Here is an 18,991-nt window from a genome sequence, read left to right on the forward strand (position 1 = left end):
TCACTTTTTGGCGATCTGCTTTTTCACCAGATCGATCTTCTGGTCGGTCAGCGGGATGGGGAGGGTGTAGCCGGCTTCGGTAAAACCCTGTTTGGCGTTCTCGAAGAACGCGATGGCCTCGAGATATTCCGCCTTGCCGCCGCCATAGGTGGCCCGGTTCCAATGGATGTCGCCAAGATTGTTCTGTTCGAAGGCCCACTGCATGGGCTGGCTTTCCCTGGTGAACACTTTCAGCGTCGCGGTGAAAGCAGCCTCGGCCTCGTCGAGATATTTGCCGGTCCTTTCGATGTTGCCGAGGTTGAGCAGGCTCATGCCGATGCCGTTCTGGGCATTGGCCCAGTCGACGGGCGCCGTCTCGAGGGTCAGCACCTCGAGGGCCGCCCGCCGGGCGGCGATCGAATCCCGCAGGGTTTTCGGATCGGCATTGCTCATGCTCAGCCAGTGTAAAGTTGAGCCGAGGCCGGCCTGGGCCAGCGCCCATTGCCGCGGGTTGGTCTCGCGCTTGTACTCGCGCAAGGCATTGCCGTAGGCGTCGACCGCCTCGTTGTAATGCTCGGCCTTGTCCGTCACGCCGCCAAGCAGTTGCAGCGTGTTGCCGAGATTGTAGTAGCTCATCGCCCAATCCTGCGGGAATTTCCGCCTGACATAGACCTGCCGGGCTGCCTGGAAGGCTACCGCCGACTGTTCGAGTTTGGCCGCGTCACGTGTGCGCTGGCCAAGCGTTTGGTAGATCGAGCCGAGATTGTTCTGCGCCGACGCCCAGTCCATCGGGAATCGCTGCCGGGTAAACACCGTCAGCGCATCATCATAGGCCGCGGCTGCCTCTTCGAGCGTGTCGGTGCCCATGTCGAAACGGGCAACGCCGCTCAGCGCGTTGCCGAGGTTGAGCCGGCTGGTCGCCCAGGAGACCGGAAAGGTCTCGCGGGTTCGTACTTTCAGCGCGGCGCGGAAGGCATCGGCCGCCTCGTTGATCTTCGCCTTGTCGTTAAGCTGGATGCCAAGCGTCACCAGCGTGTTGCCGAGATTGTTCTCGACCATCGCCCATTCCACGGGGGCTTTCTCGCGCGTGTATTCCTCGAGCGCCAGCCGGTAGGCGGCCTCCGCGTCCTTCAGATGCTCGCCGGCGGGCTCGCGCTCGGAGAGAGCAAAGAGCACCAGGCCGAGATTGTTCTGTGAAGCGGCCCAGTCGAGCGGCAGCTTGTCACGGGGACGCTTTTCCAACGCGGCGCGCATCGCCGCCACCGCCTCATTGAGGCGCTTCGGGTCGCTCTCGCGTTCGCCGATCTTCAAAAGCACATTGGCGAGGTTGTTCTGCGCGGCGGCCCAGTTTCGGTCGTCCTTCTCGCGCTCGAAGACGACGAGCGAATCGCTGAAAATCTGGGCTGCTTCTTCCAGATGCGCGGTTTCGGTCTCGCGCTCGCCGATGGTCTGCAGCACCACCGCCATGTTGTTGCGGGTGATCGCCCAATCTCTGTTCTGCTGGCCATTGGGAATGAAATTCAGGATGACGCGGTAGGCTTCGATCGCATGCTGCAGCGCATCGAGATCGCCGGTGGCGTAACCGTAAGAGTTCAGGGCCTCGGCTTCCTGGTTCTTGTAGTTCCAGCGCAGCTTGTCGTCCCATTTCTCGACCAGCGAGAAGGACTTGGCGTAATCGTTGGCGGCGGATTTGTAGTCGAAGACCAGTGCGGCGGCGTCGGCGCGTTTGGCATAGATGGCCGCGTCGGCGATGCGTTTCTGCCTGACCATTTCCTCGGCATCGTCGACAGCACCGCTGTTCTGCTCGACCCTGCCGACCGCGTCGTCGAGGAATTTGCGCGCCGTCACCATGGCGCCCTGGCCAATGGCCTTGTCGGCGGAGGCGACCAGGCGCTTTATCTCGGGATCGTCGGTGCGCAGTGCGGCGCGCTCGGACATCATCTTCTTCAGGCGCTCGGCCTGGCCGTCGAGCACCTTCTGCAGGTCGGTCGGATCTTCGGGGATATTGTCGGTGCCGAGTGCCCTGAGCACGCCATAGAGTGCGTCGAGCGGCACGCCATCCTGCAGCGAGGCCAGTTCCACCTGCGCCCGCTTCGGGTCGGGCAGGTCGGAAATGGTCAACAGCAGTTGCCGCCGCTCGCCGGTGATCAGCCCGTCATCGCCGGTCGGCTCCGGCGGCGCGACGCCAAAATAAAGCAGCCGGCGCAGGCTTTCATTGACCCAGGGGCGCTGCTTCGCCTTGGTGTCGAGATAGACCTCCTCGGTCACCATGCGCATGACCGAGCCAAACTCCGTGCCTTTCATCGCCGCAAGGTGGCGCAGCAGGGCTGCCGCATAGGGGCTGTTTTCGCCGGCCGCACCATCCAGCGCCGGGCGGCCCGGTTCGGCGGCGAAGCCGACCACCGTGCCGAGGCTCGCATCTTGCGCCGACGCATTGGCGAGCGCCTTGGCGCCACGCACCGGTTCCAGCCCGCCAGTGCCAATCGGCTCGGCGGAAGCGGTCGGCGCGCGGCGCACCACGGCGTCCGCCGGAAACGGATTGGTGCGGCAGGCATCGAGCAGCATGATCGTTACCGGCACAGTCTTTTTCAATTCGTCCATGACGGCGGATATCGGCACCAGGGCCTGGCCTGCATCCTTGAGCGACGAGACATCGGCATCGACCGGAACCAGATAGTTCTCGCCGCCGGCCTCGATGCCGTGGCCGGAGTAATAGATGAAGGCGACGTCAGCGCCTTCGGCATCCTCGACGAAGCGTTCGAGGTCGCGCTTCAATTTCGACGCATCGCGATCGGTGACGTTGCGGGCGTCGAAGCCGAGGTCCGTCAGCATCTTTGCCATGTCGCGGGCGTCGTTGGCCGGGTTGGGCAGAACGGCGATGTGCAGGTAATTCGACTGACCGATGATCAGCGCCACGCCCTTCAGGCTTTTCGTCTCGGCAAGTGCAAGCGCCGTCGCGGCAAGACAAAACAGTGCGGCGACGAAGGCCGTCAGCGACATCCGCGCAAAAAAATTGCGTCCCGAGGTTTCGACAAAGGTCATTTGTCGTTCGTGTCCGCCCTGATATTCCAAACCCTCTATAACGCTGCCAGTCTACCATGATCAAATTTGGGCATGATCAAATTCGGGCAAGGTCAAATTCGGGCGCGATTGCGCCGCGCGCGTGGCTCGCCTATCCCTGAAAAATGTCTCCGCTCACAGAAACCGTGCTTTTCGTCTTCAGCCTGGTTGCGCTCGGCTATCTCGCCGGGTTGACCGGCTATCTCAGACCGGCGAGCGGCGAGGGCATATCGGAGTTCGCCGTCAACGTGGCGATGCCCCTGCTTCTGTTCCAGACGATGGTCAGGTCCGACTTCCATGGCTTGGCGCCATGGCCGCTCTGGTTCGCCTATTTCACGGCGGTCGCCATCACCTGGGCCGCTGGCCATCTGGTCACCACCCGTGTCTTCGGCAGGGATGCCCGTGCCGGTGTCGTCGGCGGCGTGTCGTCGGCGTTTTCCAATGTCGTGCTGCTTGGCGCGCCCTTTATTCTCGGCATATTCGGAGCGGATGGCTTCGAGGTGCTGTCTCTGCTGGTCTCGGTGCATCTGCCGATCATGCTGATGGCCTCGATCGTGCTGTTTGAAGTGTTCGGCCGCGGCGGCAGCGAACCCGTGCATTTTTTGCGGGTTGTCCGTAGCTTCCTCAGGCGGCTGTTCATGAATCCGTTGATTATCGGCATTCTGGCGGGGCTTGCATGGCGCATCACCGGTACGCCGCTGCCCGGTGTCGCCATGCGCCTGGTCGATGCGCTGGCCGGTACGGCGGGGCCGGTGGCGTTGTTCGCCATGGGGCTCAGCCTGCGTCGCTTCGGCATTTCGGGCAATGTCCGACCGGCACTGGCGCTTTCGGCACTGAAACTGTTCCTGATGCCGGCGCTGGTCCTGGTCTTCGTCTGGTTGCTCGGCCTGCCGCCCTTGACGGCCAAGGTGGCCGTGATGGTGGCCGCGATGCCATCCGGCGTCAATTCCTATCTGATCGCGGTGCAGTTCAACACCGGCCAGGCTCTGGCGTCGAACCAGATGACCATCGCCACGGCGTGCGCTRCTCTTACCACGACGTTCTGGCTGACGGTGGTGGTTCATGTTTTTGGCTAGGGCGCGCCACCAAATGGGAATATGCCCTTGTGAGGCCCTCGTCTCGGGCTGGCCCAACCCCTATATGCCATCTTGCGATTGCTTGCGGGCCTTGCCCTAGGTAAAGAGCAGTGGCTCCGGCGTGCCGGCTTCCGCCCGTTACGCACGCTCACCGAAGAATTCACAGACCGGCCCGTCAGGGTACCGAAACGGAGGATAGACCATGCTTCAGAAAACCAGCCATTTCATGCGGCAGGCCAATCTCATCAACGGCGAATGGGTGCAGGCCGACAGCGGCCAGACGGTCGACGTCAACAACCCGGCCACCGGCCTCAAGATCGGCACCGTGCCGAAGTCGGGCAAGGCCGAGACGCGCCGCGCCATCGAAGCCGCAGCGGATGCTTTCAAGACCTGGCGCAAGACGACCGCGCTCGAGCGCTCGAAGCTGCTGCGCAAGCTGCATGACGCGATGATGGACAATCAGGACGTGCTGGCCGAGTTGCTCACCATCGAACAGGGCAAGTCGTTGTTCGAATCGAAGGGCGAGATCGGCTCGGCCGCGGCCTACATATTGTGGTTTGCCGAGGAAGGCCGCCGCACCTATGGCGACGTCGTGCCCTCGCCATGGGCGGACCGCCGCATCCTGGTGACCAAAGAACCGGTCGGCGTCATCGCCGCGATCACGCCGTGGAATTTCCCGTCCTCGATGCTGGCCCGCAAGCTCGGCCCGGCGCTCGCCGCCGGTTGCACCGCCGTCGTCAAGCCGGCCTCGCAGACGCCGTACTCGGGTCTTGCCTGGGGCGCGCTTGCCGAAGAAGTCGGCTTCCCCAAGGGCGTCGTCAACATCCTGACCGGTTCGGCCAGCGAGATCGGCGACGAAATCTGCGCCAACCCGCTGGTGTCGAAGATCACCTTCACCGGCTCGACCGAGGTCGGCAAGCTGCTCATCCAGAAGTCGTCGGTCACCGTCAAGAAGGTGTCGATGGAGCTTGGCGGCAATGCGCCATTCATCGTCTTCGACGACGCCGACCTTGAGCGCGCCGTGGCCGGCGCGATCACCGCCAAGTACCGCAACTCCGGCCAGACCTGCGTCTGCACCAACCGTTTCCTCGTCCAGGCCGGCGTCTATGATAAGTTCGTCGAGAAACTGGCCGCGGCCAGCAACGGGCTGAAGGTCGGTTCCGGCCTCGAAGACGGCGTCCAGCAGGGACCGCTGATCGACGAGAAGGCGGTCGAGAAGGTCGAGGAGCTGATCGCCGACGCCACCTCGAAGGGTGGCAAGATCGTCGCCGGCGGCAAGCGCCATGCGCTCGGCGGCTCGTTCTTCCAGCCGACGGTCATCGCCAATGCGACGCCCAAGATGCGCTTCATGAAGGAAGAGATATTTGGCCCGGTCGCGCCCGTGTTCAAGTTCGAGACCGAAGCGGAAGCAATCGCGCTCGCCAATGACACCGAATTCGGCCTTGCCTGCTATTTCTACACCGGCGATCTCGGCCGCGCCTTCCGCGTCATGGAAGGGCTGAAATACGGCATGGTCGGCGTCAATGAAGGCCTCATCACCACGCCGGAAGCGCCGTTCGGTGGCGTCAAGGAATCAGGCCTTGGCAAGGAAGGCGGACATCAGGGCATCGAGGATTACCTCGATACCAAATATGTGTGCATCGGCGGCCTCGGCCTCTGATAGACTGGTCCTGAGATGGGCAGGCCGATGGCCAGCCCATCTCTTATGGGAAAACCAGCCGAAGTCCTTTGGATCTACTGGCATTTGCGGGCATGACGATGAAGGACGGCGAGGTTTTCGGCACGACGCAGGCTGGAGAGGCGGTGCGCCGCTTCACCATCAGGGGCGGCGGTATCACTGCCAACATCATCGGGCTCGGTGCTGTCATCCAGGATTTGCGCCTGACCGGACACGATGCGCCGCTGGTGCTCGGCTATGACAATCTGCAAGCCTATGAGACCAACAACACGTTCTTTGGCGCGGTCGTTGGTCGCTACGCCAATCGCATCCATGATGGCCGTTTTACCATCGCCGGCAATCGCTATCAGACCGAACAGAACTTCCTCGAAAAGCACACGCTGCATGGCGGCTCGCAAGGCTATTCGCACCGGCCGTGGACAGTGTCTTTGCACGGCAGGGACTTTGTCACGCTGACGCTGCACGATCCCGACGGCACGATGGGTTTTCCCGGCGCGCTCGACGTCACTTGCACCTATCGGCTGAAGATTCCCGGCACGCTCAGTGTCGAGCTGACGGCGACCTGCGAGGAGCCGACGCTGTGCAATCTCAGCCAGCATTCCTATTTCAACCTCGACGATGGCGGCGTCGGCGACATTCTCGACCACAGGATGATGCTGAATGCGGGCGCCTATCTGCCTGTCGACGGCGACATGATCCCGACCGGCGTGGTCAAGCCGGTTGACGGCACGCCTTTCGACTTCCGCCAGGCGCGGCCACTGCGGATGGAGACCGAGGGCGAGCAACTGCCTTACGACCAGAATTTCTGCCTTGCCTCGACGCGTGGGCCGCTCCGGCAAGCTGCATGGGCGCAAGGAGCCAGTTCCGGCGTCGAGATGGAGGTCTGGACCACGGAGCCCGGCGTCCAGCTCTACACCGGACAGTATGTGACGCCGCGCAAGGGGCTGGAAGGGCGGGACTACAAGGCTTTTTCCGGCTTCTGTCTGGAGCCGCAAATATGGCCGGATGCACCGAACCGGCCGTATTTCCCGCAGGCGACGCTGTGGCCGGGCGCCATTTATCACCACGTGACGGAATATCGGTTCCGCCTACCATAGTTTTCCAGAGGGCTAGTTTTCGAACGCCGCCCGTAGCGTTTCGAACGGCGCCAGCGCGCCGCGGACCTGCACCACGGCGGCGGCCACGCGATGGGCTCGGCGGACAGCTTCCCGCGGGCCATGGCCGGCAAGACGCGCCGCGAGATAGCCGCCATTGAAGGAATCGCCGGCGCCGGTGGTGTCGACGGGGACCGCGACATGGATCGCCGGCACGTCGTGCAGTGTCCCGCTTTCGGCAATCAGCGCCGGCTGCTCGCCATTCTTGACGACGACTTCGCCGACCCATTGTCCAAGCCGCTCGGCGGTCGCCTGCGGCGTTGGATCGTCAAACAGCATCTGCTCGTCGGGGAAGGTCGGCAGTGCGATGTCGGTAACGCCGAGCGCCTCGACGATAGCCGTTTGCGCGTCCTCGCGCCGGCGCCAGAGCCGTGGCCGGTAGTTAGGGTCGAAGGCGATCAGCGAGCCTGCCGCGCGCGCCTTGGCCACGGCGGCCAGCAGTGTCTTGCGCGCGGCATCGTCCAGAATTGCCAAAGTGATTCCGGAAAAGTACACAAGCGCCTGATTTTCCAGGTTTTTCGACAGTGCTGCGGGGTCGGAAGCAAGCTGCCGCGCGGCGGCGTCGCCGCGCCAGTAGGTGAAGGAGCGCTCGGCACCGGTCAGCGTGATCGCATAGAGGCCGGGCCTTGCACCCGGGATCACCGGGCTGGAACCGATGCCGATTCCGTTTTCGGCGAAGAAGCCGATCTGGCCTTGCGAGAAGGGGTCGTCGCCGAAGGCCGAGACATAGGTCGCCGGCCGGTCGCCGCTCAGCGCATGCAGCGCCCATAGCGTGTTGAACGTGTCGCCGGCGAAACCCATGCGCCAGTTCGGGCCGGTCTGGCCCGACAGTTCGAGCATGCATTCGCCGATCGAGGCGACGCCGTTTCCCGCCATCTGCAATCCTCCAGTGATTTCGGTGCTGTAGCTTTTTGCCGGCGGCAGCGCCATGCTTGGCAAGCAGGCTTTTTTGCGCCACAGCGTTTTCCCACAGGCTGGCGGGACGCGATCCACCCGGCAGAACGTTATCCGCAGAAGAGGAACCGGTTTGGCATCGATATGGCGTTATCTCCTGGCGGGTTTAGGTCTGGCTGCTCTGCTGGTCGGCGTGCTCGCGGTCGTCTATCTGACCGCTCCGCAATCGGCGCAGCTTGCCGGCCCGGATGTCTCGCGGACGAAGAAAACCGACAACGGGCTTTACATGGCCAGCTTCGTGCCGGAACGGGGCGTGGTGCGGCAGGGCGAACTGGAATCCTGGCTGCTGACCCTGAAAACAAAGACAGGGGCTTCGGTGGAGCGCGCTGCGATCGCCATCTCCGGCGGCATGCCGCAACACGATCACGGCCTGCCGACCAGCCCGCAGGTCACCGATTACCTGGGCGACGGACGCTACCGCATCGAAGGGGTCAAGTTCACGATGAGCGGCTGGTGGCAACTTCGTTTCGCCATTTCGTCGGGCGCCGGCTCCGACACAGTGCTGTTCAACGTGGTGCTGTGAGCGATCGATGAAGCGCCTTTTCTGCTTTCTGGCGCTGATGGTCGCCGTCATCCTCGTCGGCTGCGGCAAGCCGGATTTCTCCGACGCCGAAAAGAAGACCATCGCTTCGCTGGCGCTGAACACATTGCCGTCGCTGAAACCCGACACCACCAACCGGTTCGCCGACGTGCCGGCCGCCGCGGCGCTCGGCTCGACACTGTTCTTCGATCTCGGCATGAGTCGTGACGGCACGGTGTCCTGCTCGACCTGCCACAAGATCGACCGCCAGTTTCAGGACGACTTGCCGCAAGCCGTCGGCGTCGGCCGCACCAACCGTCGCACCATGCCGCTGGCGGGCGTGGCGCGCGACCCCTGGTTCTTCTGGGACGGTCGCCGCGACAGCCTGTGGGCGCAAGCGCTGACGCCGCTTGAAAACCCGCTGGAGCAGGCTGGAAACCGCACCGCCTACGCGCATTACATCAAGGCGCGCTTCGGCGAGCGCTATGAGCGCATTTTTGGGCCGCTGCCCGACTTTGCCGGCATACCGTTGAATGCCAGCCCGCTTGGAAACGATACCGAAAGGGCTGCCTGGAACGCGATAAGCGATGCGCAGCGCGACGCCATCAACCGCGTTTTCGCCAATATCGGCAAGGCGATCGCGGGCTTCGAACGCTCGATCGAGCCGGCGCAGACGCGCTTCGACCGCTTTGCGCTGGACCTCGCCACCGGCGCCGAGCCGAAGGGCGATGCGGTCTTTACGCGCGAAGAAATCCTTGGGCTGAAACTGTTCATCGGCAAGGCCAATTGCGTGACCTGCCATGATGGCCCGCGTTTCACCGACAATAGTTTTCACAACACCGGCGTGCCGCCGGTCGCGGACCTGCCGCCGGACCGCGGTCGCGTCGATGCGGTGGCACAGGTCGAAGCCGATCCATTCAACTGCTTCGGCGCCTATCGGGATGGCGACGTCAGTGCCTGCGGCGAACTGCGTTTCATGGTCAAGGATGCGCCGCAACTGATCCGCGCTTATAAGACGCCGTCGTTGCGTGGCGCGGCCACGCGGCCGCCCTATATGCATGCCGGGCAATTCTCGTCGCTCGACGAGGTGGTGGCGCACTACGCCAAGGCTGCGCCCAGCGTCGAGGGCACTTCCGAGATTCACCCGCTGGAGCTGTCGGACCGCGAGCGCGCGGCACTCGTGGCGTTCCTGAAGACGCTGTCGGAGTGAGCTACCGATCCTTCACTGTCTCCATCGCCACAAAGGTCGAGGTCTGGGCGACATGGGGGAGGGCCGAGATGCGCTCGCCCAGAACGCGGCGGTAGGCGGCGATGTCCTTGGTGCGGACCTTCAGCAGATAGTCGAAGCTCGACGCCATCATGTGGCACTGCTCGATCTCCGGCACGGCCTGCACCGACCGGTTGAAAGCGTCGAGCGCGGCGGAGCGGGTGTCGGACAGTTTCACCTGGACGAAGGCGACATGACCTTCGCCCATGCGCTCGCGGTCGATGATCGCCTGGTAGCCCCTGATATAGCCGTCCTTCTCAAGGCGCTTCACCCGCGCCTGCACCGGCGTCTTCGACAGGCCGACCTTTGTCGCCAGTTCGGACATGGAAAGCCGGCCATTGCTTGCCAGCGCCGACAGGATGTTCCGGTCGATGCGGTCCAATTGGTCTTCTGTCATCGAAAGGGCAGTCCATTTGTTGAGTTTGTGCTGCTATGATGGATCAGATGGCTTGTGATGTCGATTTCTTTGGACCGACTGAAATCTGCGCCTGTGCTAGCTTGCGCCATTCGGTCCGGTGACCGCCGGCCGCTCCCTGATGCTCGCTCCACAGGACCCGCCATGCCGCTCGACACCATCCGCCAGCAGATCCGTGCCAACTATCTTCCAGACGAAGACGAAGCCGTGAAGCGACTGGCCGAGGCGACAGGGCTTTCGGCTGGGGATCGCGATGCGATCTCGGCGCGAGCCGCCGATCTGGTGCGGGCGGTGCGCGGCTCGTCCGATCCCCGACTGATGGAAGTCTTTCTCTCCGCCTACGGGCTTTCGACCAAGGAAGGCGTGGCGCTGATGTGCCTGGCCGAGGCGCTGCTGCGCGTGCCCGACACCGAGACGATGGACGATCTCATCGCCGACAAGATCGCGCCCCATGACTGGTCGGCGCATTCCGGCGGCTCCAGTTCGATCTTCGTCAATGCCTCGACCTGGGCGCTGATGCTGACCGGCCGTGTGTTGGACGAGGGTGAGGGCGGCATCGAAGGCACGCTGCGCTCGATGGTGCGCCGGCTGGGCGAGCCGGTCATCCGCAAGGCGGTCGCGGCCGCCATGCGCGAAATGGGCGAGCAGTTCGTGCTCGGCCGCACCATCGCCGAAGCCGTCAAGCGCGGCCGGCCGATGATTCAGAAGGGCTATCTCTATTCCTTCGACATGCTGGGCGAAGCGGCCCGCACCGAGGCCGACGCTTTGCGGTACCTCAAGGCCTATGCCGACGCCATTTCCTCGCTCGACTCGGGTTCCAACGGCCCAGACATCCGCCAGAACCACGGCATCTCGGTAAAGCTTTCGGCGCTGCATCCGCGCTACGAGGTGGCGCAGAAGGAAGAGATGCTGCCGGTCATGGCCGAGCGTCTGCTGTCGCTGGCGCTCGCCGCGCGCCATTCGCGCATGGGCCTCAACATCGACGCCGAAGAGGCCGACCGCCTCGACCTGTCGCTCGACGTTATCGAGCGGGTGCTGGCCGAGCCGGAGCTTGCCGGCTGGAACGGCTTTGGTGTCGTCGTCCAGGCCTATGGCCCGCGCGCGGCTTTCGCCATCGACTGGCTTTACGCGCTGGCCAAGAAATACGATCGCACCATCATGGTGCGGCTGGTCAAGGGCGCCTATTGGGACACCGAGATCAAGCGGGCGCAGACGCTGGGGCTCACGGGCTATCCCGTCTTTACCCGCAAGGCCAATACCGACGTTTCCTACATGGCTTGCGCGAAAAAACTGCTTGGCATGACCGACCGCATCTATCCGCAATTCGCCACCCACAACGCCCATACCGTCGCTGCCATCCTGTCGATGGCCGGAAATCGCGACTCCTTCGAGTTCCAGCGCCTGCATGGCATGGGCGAGGCGCTGCATGAGACGGTGCGCCGGGCCGAAGGCACGCGCTGCCGTATCTATGCGCCGGTCGGCGCACATTCCGACCTCCTGGCCTATCTGGTTCGCCGGCTGCTGGAGAACGGCGCCAACTCTTCCTTCGTGCACCAATTGACCGACGAGGATGTCGAGCCGGAGGACATCGCACGCGATCCGCTCGAGACAGTCGAGGACCAGGGGCCCGCCGCCAATCCGGCGATTGCCCGGCCGTCCCAGATATTTGGCTCCGGCCGCCGCAACTCCAGGGGATTTGACATCACCGACACGGTGACGCTGGCGGCGATCGACAAGGCCAGGTTGGCCTTTGCCGGGCCGGACCGCTGGCATGCCAAGCCGATCACGCGCGCCGCCGGCTACGGCAAGCAGCGCCCGGTCGTCAACCCGGCCAAGCCTTCGGAAGTGGTCGGCACGGTCAACGAGGCCGCCGCTAAGCAGGTGGCGACCGCAGTACGCTTCGCCGTGGAGGCACAGCCTGCCTGGGCAAAACGTCCGGTTGCCGAGCGTGCCGCCATCCTCGATCGTGCCGCCGACCTCTATGAAGCCAACGCCGTCGAGTTCTTCGCGCTGGCCACCCGTGAAGCCGGAAAATCACTGGCTGACGGCGTCGCCGAGGTGCGCGAGGCCGTCGACTTCCTGCGCTACTATGCTGCCGAAGCGGCCAGCAACGAAGCCGGCACGCAGGCGCGCGGCGCGATCGTCTGCATTTCGCCGTGGAATTTCCCGCTCGCCATCTTCACCGGCCAGATCGCGGCGGCACTGGTGACCGGCAATTCGGTCATCGCCAAGCCGGCCGAGCAGACGCCGCTGATCGCCTTCCGCGCCGTCGAACTGCTGCGCGAGGCCGGCGTGCCGGAAGACGTCATCCAGCTGCTGCCCGGCGACGGCCCATCGGTTGGTGGCCCGCTGACCGCCGACCCGCGCATTGCCGGCGTCTGCTTCACCGGCTCGACCGAGGTCGCCAAGCTGATCGAAAAGCAGCTGGCCGAGACCGCCGCGCCCGACGCCATGCTGATCGCCGAGACCGGCGGCCTCAACGCCATGATCGTCGATTCCACCGCGCTGCCCGAACAGGCGGTGCGCGATATCCTGGCCTCGGCCTTCCAGAGTGCCGGCCAGCGCTGCTCGGCGCTGCGCGTGCTCTATGTGCAGAAGGACGTCGAGAAGAAGATGTTGGAGATGCTGAAGGGCGCCATGGAGGCGCTCAACATCGGTGATCCCTGGCAGATCTCAACCGATGTCGGTCCAGTCATCGATGATGAGGCGCAGGCCTCGATCCGCGACTATTGCACGAAGAAGGGTCTCGAGGGCCGGCTGATCGCCAAGCTCGAGGCACCGAAAGACGGCCGCTTCGTCGCGCCGCATGTCTTCAGGGTCAAGGGCATCGAGGAGATGGACCGCGAAGTGTTCGGGCCGGTGCTGCATGTCGCCACCTTCGACGCCGACGGGATCGATGCGGTCATCGCCGCCATCAACCGCAAGGGCTATGGCCTGACCTTCGGCCTGCACACTCGCATCGAAGGCCGCGTCCAGCATTTCGTCGACGGCATTCATGCCGGCAACATCTATGTCAACCGCAACCAGATCGGTGCGGTGGTCGGATCGCAGCCCTTCGGCGGCGAGGGGCTTTCCGGCACCGGGCCGAAGGCCGGCGGCCCGCATTATCTCCGGCGTTTCCGCAAGGGGCCGGAGGCCGGCACGCCTGTGGGAGAAGGCCACAAGGTGACGGCGACCGAGCTGGCCGACAATCTGCCTGATCCAACGCTGGGCGGCTGGTCGACCCGCCCGGACCGGATCGCCATCCTGAGGAAACATCTGCGCGGCAAGGGTGCGGCCGCCATTGGCGCCGCCGCTGCGATCGATTTCGGCCAGGTCGACCTGCCCGGACCAACCGGCGAGGCCAACACGCTGTCGCTGTCGCCGCGCGGCCGCGTGCTGTGCCTCGGCCCGGACGGCGACACGCTGCTCGCCCAGACGATCCAGGCGCTCGCCGCCGGCAATGCGGTCCTGGCTGTGGCGCCTGGAGCGCCGGCTGCCCTCTCTGCATTGACAGGGAAGGGCCTGCCATTGGCTGCTATAGATGGCCGGCCTGATCCGGTCGAGGCGCGCTCGTTGCGCGTTGATGTCGTCGCTTTTTCAGGCACACCGGAAGCCGCGCGCATCGTGCGCAAGGTCATCGCCGACAGGACCGGCCCGATCGTGCCGCTGGTCAGCGAGGTGCTCAACCCAGCGGCCTATGCGCATGAGCGGGCCGTCTGCGTCGACACCACAGCGGCCGGCGGTAATGCCAGCCTGCTGGCTGCGGCATAAGGACTGTTCGCGCCTTGCTTGCTTTGTGTCGAGTTGCCGGGGATAAGCATGCGCGGCAATTCGAGCGGGGCGACCGATCAGATGAACGACAAGTCCCCACCGTTTGAGTTGCCGTGCGTGGCGGTGGTCATCACCTGTTACAATTACCGGCCTTACGTCGAACAGGCGATCCGCTCGGTGTTGGCGCAGACCTACCGGAACTGGGACTGCGTCATCGTCGACGACGCCTCGACCGACGGTTCGGCCGACCATATCCGCCAGCTTCTGGCAGCCATCGACGATCCGCGCCTGCGCCTGCTGGCGCGCTCACAGAATGGCGGGCAGATCGCGGGATTCCGGGATGGCTTTGCCGCGACCGACGCGCCTTTTGTGGTATTTCTCGATGCCGACGATGCCTGGCTGCCGGATTTTCTCCTGGCGCATCTGTCCGCCCACCTCAACGCAACATATTCGGCCGCGCTGTCGAGCTCCGATGTGTTCCTGGTCGACGGCAGCGGCACCTTGCTGAGCGGCACTTTCCTTCCTTTGCGCAAACCGCGCTCCGGGTCCGATGGCAATGGCGTTGCCATCGCGCCTGGTGGCCAGCTTGCCGGCATAGCGTCCGGGATTGCCTTCGCATCGGAGCATCCGGTGACCTATTTCACGCCTGCGACAACCGGCTGGCTATGGTCGCCATGCTCGGCGATCATGTACCGGCGTGGCGCGCTGGAGTCGGTCTTGTCCTTCCCGTTCAAGGCCAGGGTGGGGACGGATTATCTGACAGCCACGTGCGCGCATCTGGCCGGCGGCAGCCTCATCCTGTCCGAAGGCCTCGGCCTCTATCGCCTGCATGGGTCGAACGTCTCCTCCACCGGCGCTGGCTTTGCCGGCGGCCATGTGCGGCAAACGCCTGCCTACCGGGCCTACAGGAGCACATTGGCGGCGGATGTCGCCGACTATGTGCTGGAGAATTCAGCCTGGCTCGGCGATGTCAACGGGCGCAAATTCATACCCACATTCCTGACGCAGCATGTGCGTCAGTTCAGGGAACTGGCCGACGATCCGCGGCTGATGCGACACCTGACCCGGGGACGGCCCTGGCAATGGCTGCGCCTGCATTTTGCCCAGTGGCTGCGTCGGCTGGGTGGGCGCGGTTCCACGCGATCATGACGAGGGTGCCGGAGGTACCTGCATTTACTCCGGCAAAGCCACGTCAGGCGCCTTCGATGACGGAAAAGCCCTCGAATTGCAGGTGGCCGAGATAGTGGACTTTCGTCGTGCCGACATTCCTGTGCGCGGCGCGAAAATTCTCCGACTTCGTCCAGGCGACGAAATCGTCCTGGCTCGCCCACACAGTGTGCGAGGCAAACAGCGTGTTAGCCTTCGGTCTCGTTGACCGGGCCGCGCAGCAGATGGAATTCCCGAAACCCTTCATCTCGGCGAGGCTGGAATCGCGGTTTTTCCACACGGCCTCGAAATCGGCCTCCGAGCCGCTCTGCGCCTTGCTGCTAGAGAGCCGGCGGTTATTTGGCTCCGCAAGGAGAGAAGCCGGCAAACATAAAGCGTTGCCGGCTTGGCGACTTCGGATGCAAGACCCGAAATTCGTTTCCGATGTAGCCTGCGGAACTGCCGATCGTCTCGGTCCCCACCTAGTCTTGTCGATGTCGGATGGTCCGACACCAACCGGGGTTTCCCATCGCCAGATCGCGATGGGGCGCCAATCCGGTTGAGGCAAGGACGAGGAGACGAAGATGGCTTCAAGGTCGATCGTATCAGGCTCATTGGCGTTGCTGGGCGGGCTGATTTTTTGCAACGGTGCCGAGGCCGCCGATTTCGCTTGCTGGCAACCCAACAAGACGCTGTTGGCTGCTGATGCCGCGGGTGAAGGCTACTGGACAAAGGAGCGGCGCGACCGGGCCGTTTCCGAAAACGACGGCGGCAATCTGACCACACCCAAACCTGAGGGGCTTGCGGCCACAGCACGGGTCGACGTGACTCAGCCGCCCTATGAATATGGCGGCAAGCTCTTCTACACCCGCGACGGAGTCGACTATACGTCCAGCGCGCAATTCGCCTCGGAAGACAACGTTCTGCTTGCCGCGGCGCACAGCATGTGGCGCGGCGACAAGCATGCGGTGAATGTCGTGTTTTACCGCGCTTATGAAGACGGCGCCGGGGTGAGGTTTGTCGTCGACCAGGCCGCGGTGCTGACGGATTGGATTCCGATCAGCCCCAATCCACCAAGCGCGGAGAAAAGCGCTCTCGACTACGCCGCGCTGCGTACCACGGCAAACTCAGATGCCGGAAAGTTCGTGCTCAGCCAGGATGGCAGTTTCACCGCCGTCAGCATGATTGGGTATCCCGGCAATTTTGGCGACGGGAAGTACATGTACAAGCAGGACTCGACCAAGCTGGCGCAAGTTGGCGGCACCTATCTCGCCGCGCCAACTGAATTCGGAACGGGGGCCAGTGGCGGGGCATGGTTCACGCCCGACAACAGCCTCGTCAGCGTGGTGTCCGCGCAGATCATGCAGGGCAAGACGCTGGCGATGACTGGTCCGGCCCTTACCGCGACCACAGAGGCGATGATCGCCTTCGTCAAGGGCGGGTGCAACTGAGAGGTTCTAGCTGCCGGCTAGGGGCGATCGCGAAATGGTTCGTATCGCCCCTTCATCGAGAATGGTGATACGGTTACCGCTGAGCCGGATAAGCTTTTCCTGTTTCCAGGATTGAAGTTGAACGTTGATCCTCGGTCGGCTGGCGTTGATCATCTGACCGATCAGGCTTTGCGATATGGCGCGGTCGATGACAACGCCATCGCCGACACGTCGGCCATGTGTCTCGCTCATGGAAACCAGCAGGCGAGCGAGCCTCGTCTCCAGGGAATGAATTGACAGGCCCTCGGCAAACAAAAGCGATTGCTGAAGCCGCCGGCAGATCGTTTCGAGAAGCCCCTTGGTAAAGGCCGGATTGGTCAGCAGCCCTTCGAAGATCGGCTTGTCGAGTGCAAGGAGATGCGTCTTGCGGCTGGCAACACAATTGGTCAGCCGTCTCGAATTCGAAAGCAGTTCCGTCTCGCCGATCGTATCGCCGACCTGCAATTCGGCAACGATCACTTCCTTGCCGTCTTCAGAATTGAAGGAAACATTGACGCTTCCGGATGTGATGATCGAGAGCTGGTTACACGGGTCACCCGGCTGGAAAATCACCTGGCCCGATTCATAACGGTATTCGTGGGCCGTTTGCGCGATTTCCATTAGCTGGCTCTGATCGAAGTCCCCAAAGATATTGGCGGATAGAAGCCCCGAGATCCGAACCGCATTCTTCGCGCTATACGACATGTATGCCCGACCTATGTCAGCGAGATTTAACTTTAGACAACATAAATATACATGGCGAGTTTAGTATTGAAAAAGAATATTTTTGTGTCACCTAGGATACAGGTAAATAGTATAACTTTGAATACCTTGTTCTTGTGCAAGCCAGATTGCGCAATCTTCGATTGTGGCGGATTGCACCCAAAGTGACCGGACTGGCTGCATCGGCCGCCGGTGACACCGCGGTCAAACCCAACAACGAGGAGCTACCAGAATGAGATTCTTGATGGGCACCATGGTCAATGCCAAGGTCGAGGCCGGGCAGCCTTATTCGCTGACCGTCCTTAACCAGAACAGCAAATTCCAGCAGTTTGCCCTTTTCCAGACGATCCCGGATATCGTCGGGCCCTCGGTCAATCCGGTGTCCCTGGCGTGGATGCTCGGCGGGGCAGCACCCGGCAGCATCAGCAATCCGAGCCAGTCGGTATTTTCGTGGGAAATCAACTACCAGGTCAACACTGGCTACATCCAGGATCAGGGAACAACGACCAACCCCCGACGCTTCACCACGGCGTCCAACGCCGACGTGATGATCAACACCCAGAACTCGATCGGCGTTACGTATCTCGGGCCGTTCCCCTACGGTGCGCCGGCCTTTCCGGCCGGCCCGACGAACGGCAAGGCGGGCCTGATCGGCGTGCAGTCGGATGGCACGATCCCGACGGCAATCGTTCAGGCGAGCCAGTCTGTCAGCGTCAATGTCGGTATCGCGATGAATGCCAAGCCGACCATCGCCGTGCAGGCACTGCCCAACCTGCTTTACCAGTTCACGCCGAAGCCGACCTACTACATCATTGCCGGCTCGTTCGTTCAGGGCCAAGTTATCGACACGGCCACCTCGTCCAATGCCTTCCAGGTGGTCTTCCAGGGCGTGACCGACCGTACGGTGGTGTTCACCGAACAGAACCAGTTCCAGGATAGCTGATTGGCGCAAGCGTCGCTGGCCAGCCAGCCGGCGACGCTTGTGGCCCGCCTTTGTTGCCTGTGGCCCGCCTTTGTTGCCTGTGGATTGGGTGAGCGGCGGCTCGCGTCCGTCCGGCGCGCTTTGTCTTACACCTCTTCCGGGGCGCAGCCGAATTTCAGCAGATTGCCGTGCGGATCCCGGATGTAGAATTCCTTCATGTTCCAGGGCCGCACGGTGAACGGGCTGAGCGCCTTGACCCCGCGCGCCGAGAATTCGGCGTGCAGCGACGGCACTTCGCCGCCCCTGATATAGCAGGACGAGACTTCGGGCAGCTTGCGGTCGTCGCTATTCCAGAAATGGATCTCGATCTCGCCCCGGCGCACGATCAGATAGTCGTCCATCTCCGGCCCGACGACACCGAAGCCGAGTTCGTCGCAGTAGAAATCACGGGTCGCCATAATGTCGGGCGAGGGCAGGATCGGGATGCTGCGTGCGGGATCCTCTGCCAGCGATGCCATTTGTCACGCGCCCTCGACGACGGAAAAACCCTCGAATTGCGGATGGCCGAGATAGTGGACTTTCGTCGTGCCGACATTCCTGTGGGCGGCGCGGAAGTTTTCAGACTTGGTCCAGGCGACGAAATCGTCCTGGCTCGCCCATACCGTGTGTGAGGCAAAGAGCGTGTAGCCTTCGGTCTCGTTGACCGGGCCGCGCAGCAGATGGAATTCCCGAAAGCCCTTCATCTCGGCAAGGCTGGAATCGCGGTTTTTCCACACGGCCTCGAAATCGGCCTCCGAGCCGTTCTGCACCTTGAAGCGGTTCATGGCGATGTACATGCGGTTCCTTTCGGCTCTTCGCGAGCGTTGATGTTTGGG

Annotated in this window: 16 protein-coding genes; 9 read left to right on the top strand and 7 right to left on the bottom strand. The window is 63.1% G+C overall.

Annotated elements, in window-relative coordinates; genetic code table 11:
• Positions 1 to 3,021: a caspase family protein gene (locus tag AC1DX4_RS21560; RefSeq protein ID WP_477222203.1), complete on the bottom strand. Its 3,021-nt coding sequence runs from the start codon at positions 3,019 to 3,021 to the stop codon at positions 1 to 3.
• A 143-nt stretch (positions 3,022 to 3,164) separates the two neighbouring features.
• Between AC1DX4_RS21560 and AC1DX4_RS21565 the strand changes: the two genes are divergently transcribed.
• From AC1DX4_RS21565 to AC1DX4_RS21575, 3 genes are all read left to right on the top strand, one after another.
• The gene (locus AC1DX4_RS21565; RefSeq protein ID WP_477222204.1) at positions 3,165 to 4,115 is read left to right on the top strand and encodes an AEC family transporter; all 951 of its coding nucleotides are present in this window, start codon (positions 3,165 to 3,167) and stop codon (positions 4,113 to 4,115) included.
• Positions 4,116 to 4,317: 202 nt separating this feature from the next.
• Positions 4,318 to 5,775 carry an NAD-dependent succinate-semialdehyde dehydrogenase gene (locus AC1DX4_RS21570; RefSeq protein ID WP_477222205.1) on the top strand — a complete coding sequence of 486 codons (1,458 nt, stop codon included), beginning with the start codon at positions 4,318 to 4,320 and terminating at the stop codon, positions 5,773 to 5,775.
• A gap of 92 nt (positions 5,776 to 5,867) precedes the next feature.
• The gene (locus AC1DX4_RS21575) at positions 5,868 to 6,890 is read left to right on the top strand and encodes an aldose epimerase family protein (RefSeq protein ID WP_477222206.1); all 1,023 of its coding nucleotides are present in this window, start codon (positions 5,868 to 5,870) and stop codon (positions 6,888 to 6,890) included.
• Positions 6,891 to 6,902: 12 nt separating this feature from the next.
• On the opposite strand, the gene AC1DX4_RS21580 is transcribed toward AC1DX4_RS21575, so the two are convergent.
• Positions 6,903 to 7,823 carry a sugar kinase gene (locus AC1DX4_RS21580; RefSeq protein WP_477222207.1) on the bottom strand — a complete coding sequence of 307 codons (921 nt, stop codon included), beginning with the start codon at positions 7,821 to 7,823 and terminating at the stop codon, positions 6,903 to 6,905.
• A gap of 151 nt (positions 7,824 to 7,974) precedes the next feature.
• Here AC1DX4_RS21580 and AC1DX4_RS21585 point away from each other — a divergent pair, with 151 nt between their 5' ends.
• Positions 7,975 to 8,424 (top strand): FixH family protein, encoded by a 450-nt coding sequence (locus tag AC1DX4_RS21585; RefSeq protein WP_477222388.1) that lies wholly within the window; start codon positions 7,975 to 7,977, stop codon positions 8,422 to 8,424.
• Between the two features lie 7 nt (positions 8,425 to 8,431).
• Positions 8,432 to 9,631 carry a cytochrome-c peroxidase gene (locus tag AC1DX4_RS21590; protein ID WP_477222208.1) on the top strand — a complete coding sequence of 400 codons (1,200 nt, stop codon included), beginning with the start codon at positions 8,432 to 8,434 and terminating at the stop codon, positions 9,629 to 9,631.
• 1 nt (position 9,632) lies between these two features.
• Here the strand turns inward: AC1DX4_RS21590 and AC1DX4_RS21595 are convergent, their stop codons facing one another.
• Positions 9,633 to 10,085 carry an Lrp/AsnC family transcriptional regulator gene (locus AC1DX4_RS21595; RefSeq protein WP_477222209.1) on the bottom strand — a complete coding sequence of 151 codons (453 nt, stop codon included), beginning with the start codon at positions 10,083 to 10,085 and terminating at the stop codon, positions 9,633 to 9,635.
• A 162-nt stretch (positions 10,086 to 10,247) separates the two neighbouring features.
• On the opposite strand from AC1DX4_RS21595, the gene putA reads away from it, so the two are divergent.
• Complete coding sequence (gene putA, locus AC1DX4_RS21600; protein ID WP_477222210.1) at positions 10,248 to 13,856, top strand: bifunctional proline dehydrogenase/L-glutamate gamma-semialdehyde dehydrogenase PutA; 3,609 nt, start codon at positions 10,248 to 10,250, stop codon at positions 13,854 to 13,856.
• An 81-nt stretch (positions 13,857 to 13,937) separates the two neighbouring features.
• On the top strand, positions 13,938 to 15,005 hold the full coding sequence (locus AC1DX4_RS21605; RefSeq protein ID WP_477222211.1) for a glycosyltransferase: 1,068 nt from the start codon (positions 13,938 to 13,940) through the stop codon (positions 15,003 to 15,005).
• Between the two features lie 43 nt (positions 15,006 to 15,048).
• Here AC1DX4_RS21605 and AC1DX4_RS21610 read toward each other — a convergent pair whose 3' ends face one another.
• On the bottom strand, positions 15,049 to 15,690 hold the full coding sequence (locus tag AC1DX4_RS21610) for an antibiotic biosynthesis monooxygenase family protein (protein ID WP_477222212.1): 642 nt from the start codon (positions 15,688 to 15,690) through the stop codon (positions 15,049 to 15,051).
• Between AC1DX4_RS21610 and AC1DX4_RS21615 the strand changes: the two genes are divergently transcribed.
• Entirely contained in the window at positions 15,587 to 16,453 is an 867-nt protein-coding gene (locus AC1DX4_RS21615) for a hypothetical protein (protein WP_477222394.1), read from the top strand. The two genes, AC1DX4_RS21610 and AC1DX4_RS21615, sit on opposite strands and share 104 nt — an antisense overlap.
• Positions 16,454 to 16,459: 6 nt before the next feature.
• Here AC1DX4_RS21615 and AC1DX4_RS21620 read toward each other — a convergent pair whose 3' ends face one another.
• Positions 16,460 to 17,176, bottom strand: a complete 717-nt coding sequence (locus AC1DX4_RS21620; RefSeq protein ID WP_477222213.1) for a Crp/Fnr family transcriptional regulator — start codon at positions 17,174 to 17,176, stop codon at positions 16,460 to 16,462.
• Between the two features lie 250 nt (positions 17,177 to 17,426).
• On the opposite strand from AC1DX4_RS21620, the gene AC1DX4_RS21625 reads away from it, so the two are divergent.
• The gene (locus tag AC1DX4_RS21625) at positions 17,427 to 18,137 is read left to right on the top strand and encodes a hypothetical protein (protein WP_477222214.1); all 711 of its coding nucleotides are present in this window, start codon (positions 17,427 to 17,429) and stop codon (positions 18,135 to 18,137) included.
• A 125-nt stretch (positions 18,138 to 18,262) separates the two neighbouring features.
• On the opposite strand, the gene AC1DX4_RS21630 is transcribed toward AC1DX4_RS21625, so the two are convergent.
• Both AC1DX4_RS21630 and hmuQ read right to left on the bottom strand, forming a co-directional pair.
• A complete protein-coding gene (locus AC1DX4_RS21630; protein WP_477222215.1) occupies positions 18,263 to 18,634 on the bottom strand; it encodes a bleomycin resistance protein in 372 nt (123 codons plus the stop codon).
• Between the two features lie 3 nt (positions 18,635 to 18,637).
• On the bottom strand, positions 18,638 to 18,952 hold the full coding sequence (gene hmuQ / locus AC1DX4_RS21635; RefSeq protein WP_019858631.1) for a heme-degrading protein HmuQ: 315 nt from the start codon (positions 18,950 to 18,952) through the stop codon (positions 18,638 to 18,640).
• Positions 18,953 to 18,991: the final 39 nt, after the last annotated feature.

This window comes from Mesorhizobium sp. P3_A8 (assembly GCF_056402995.1).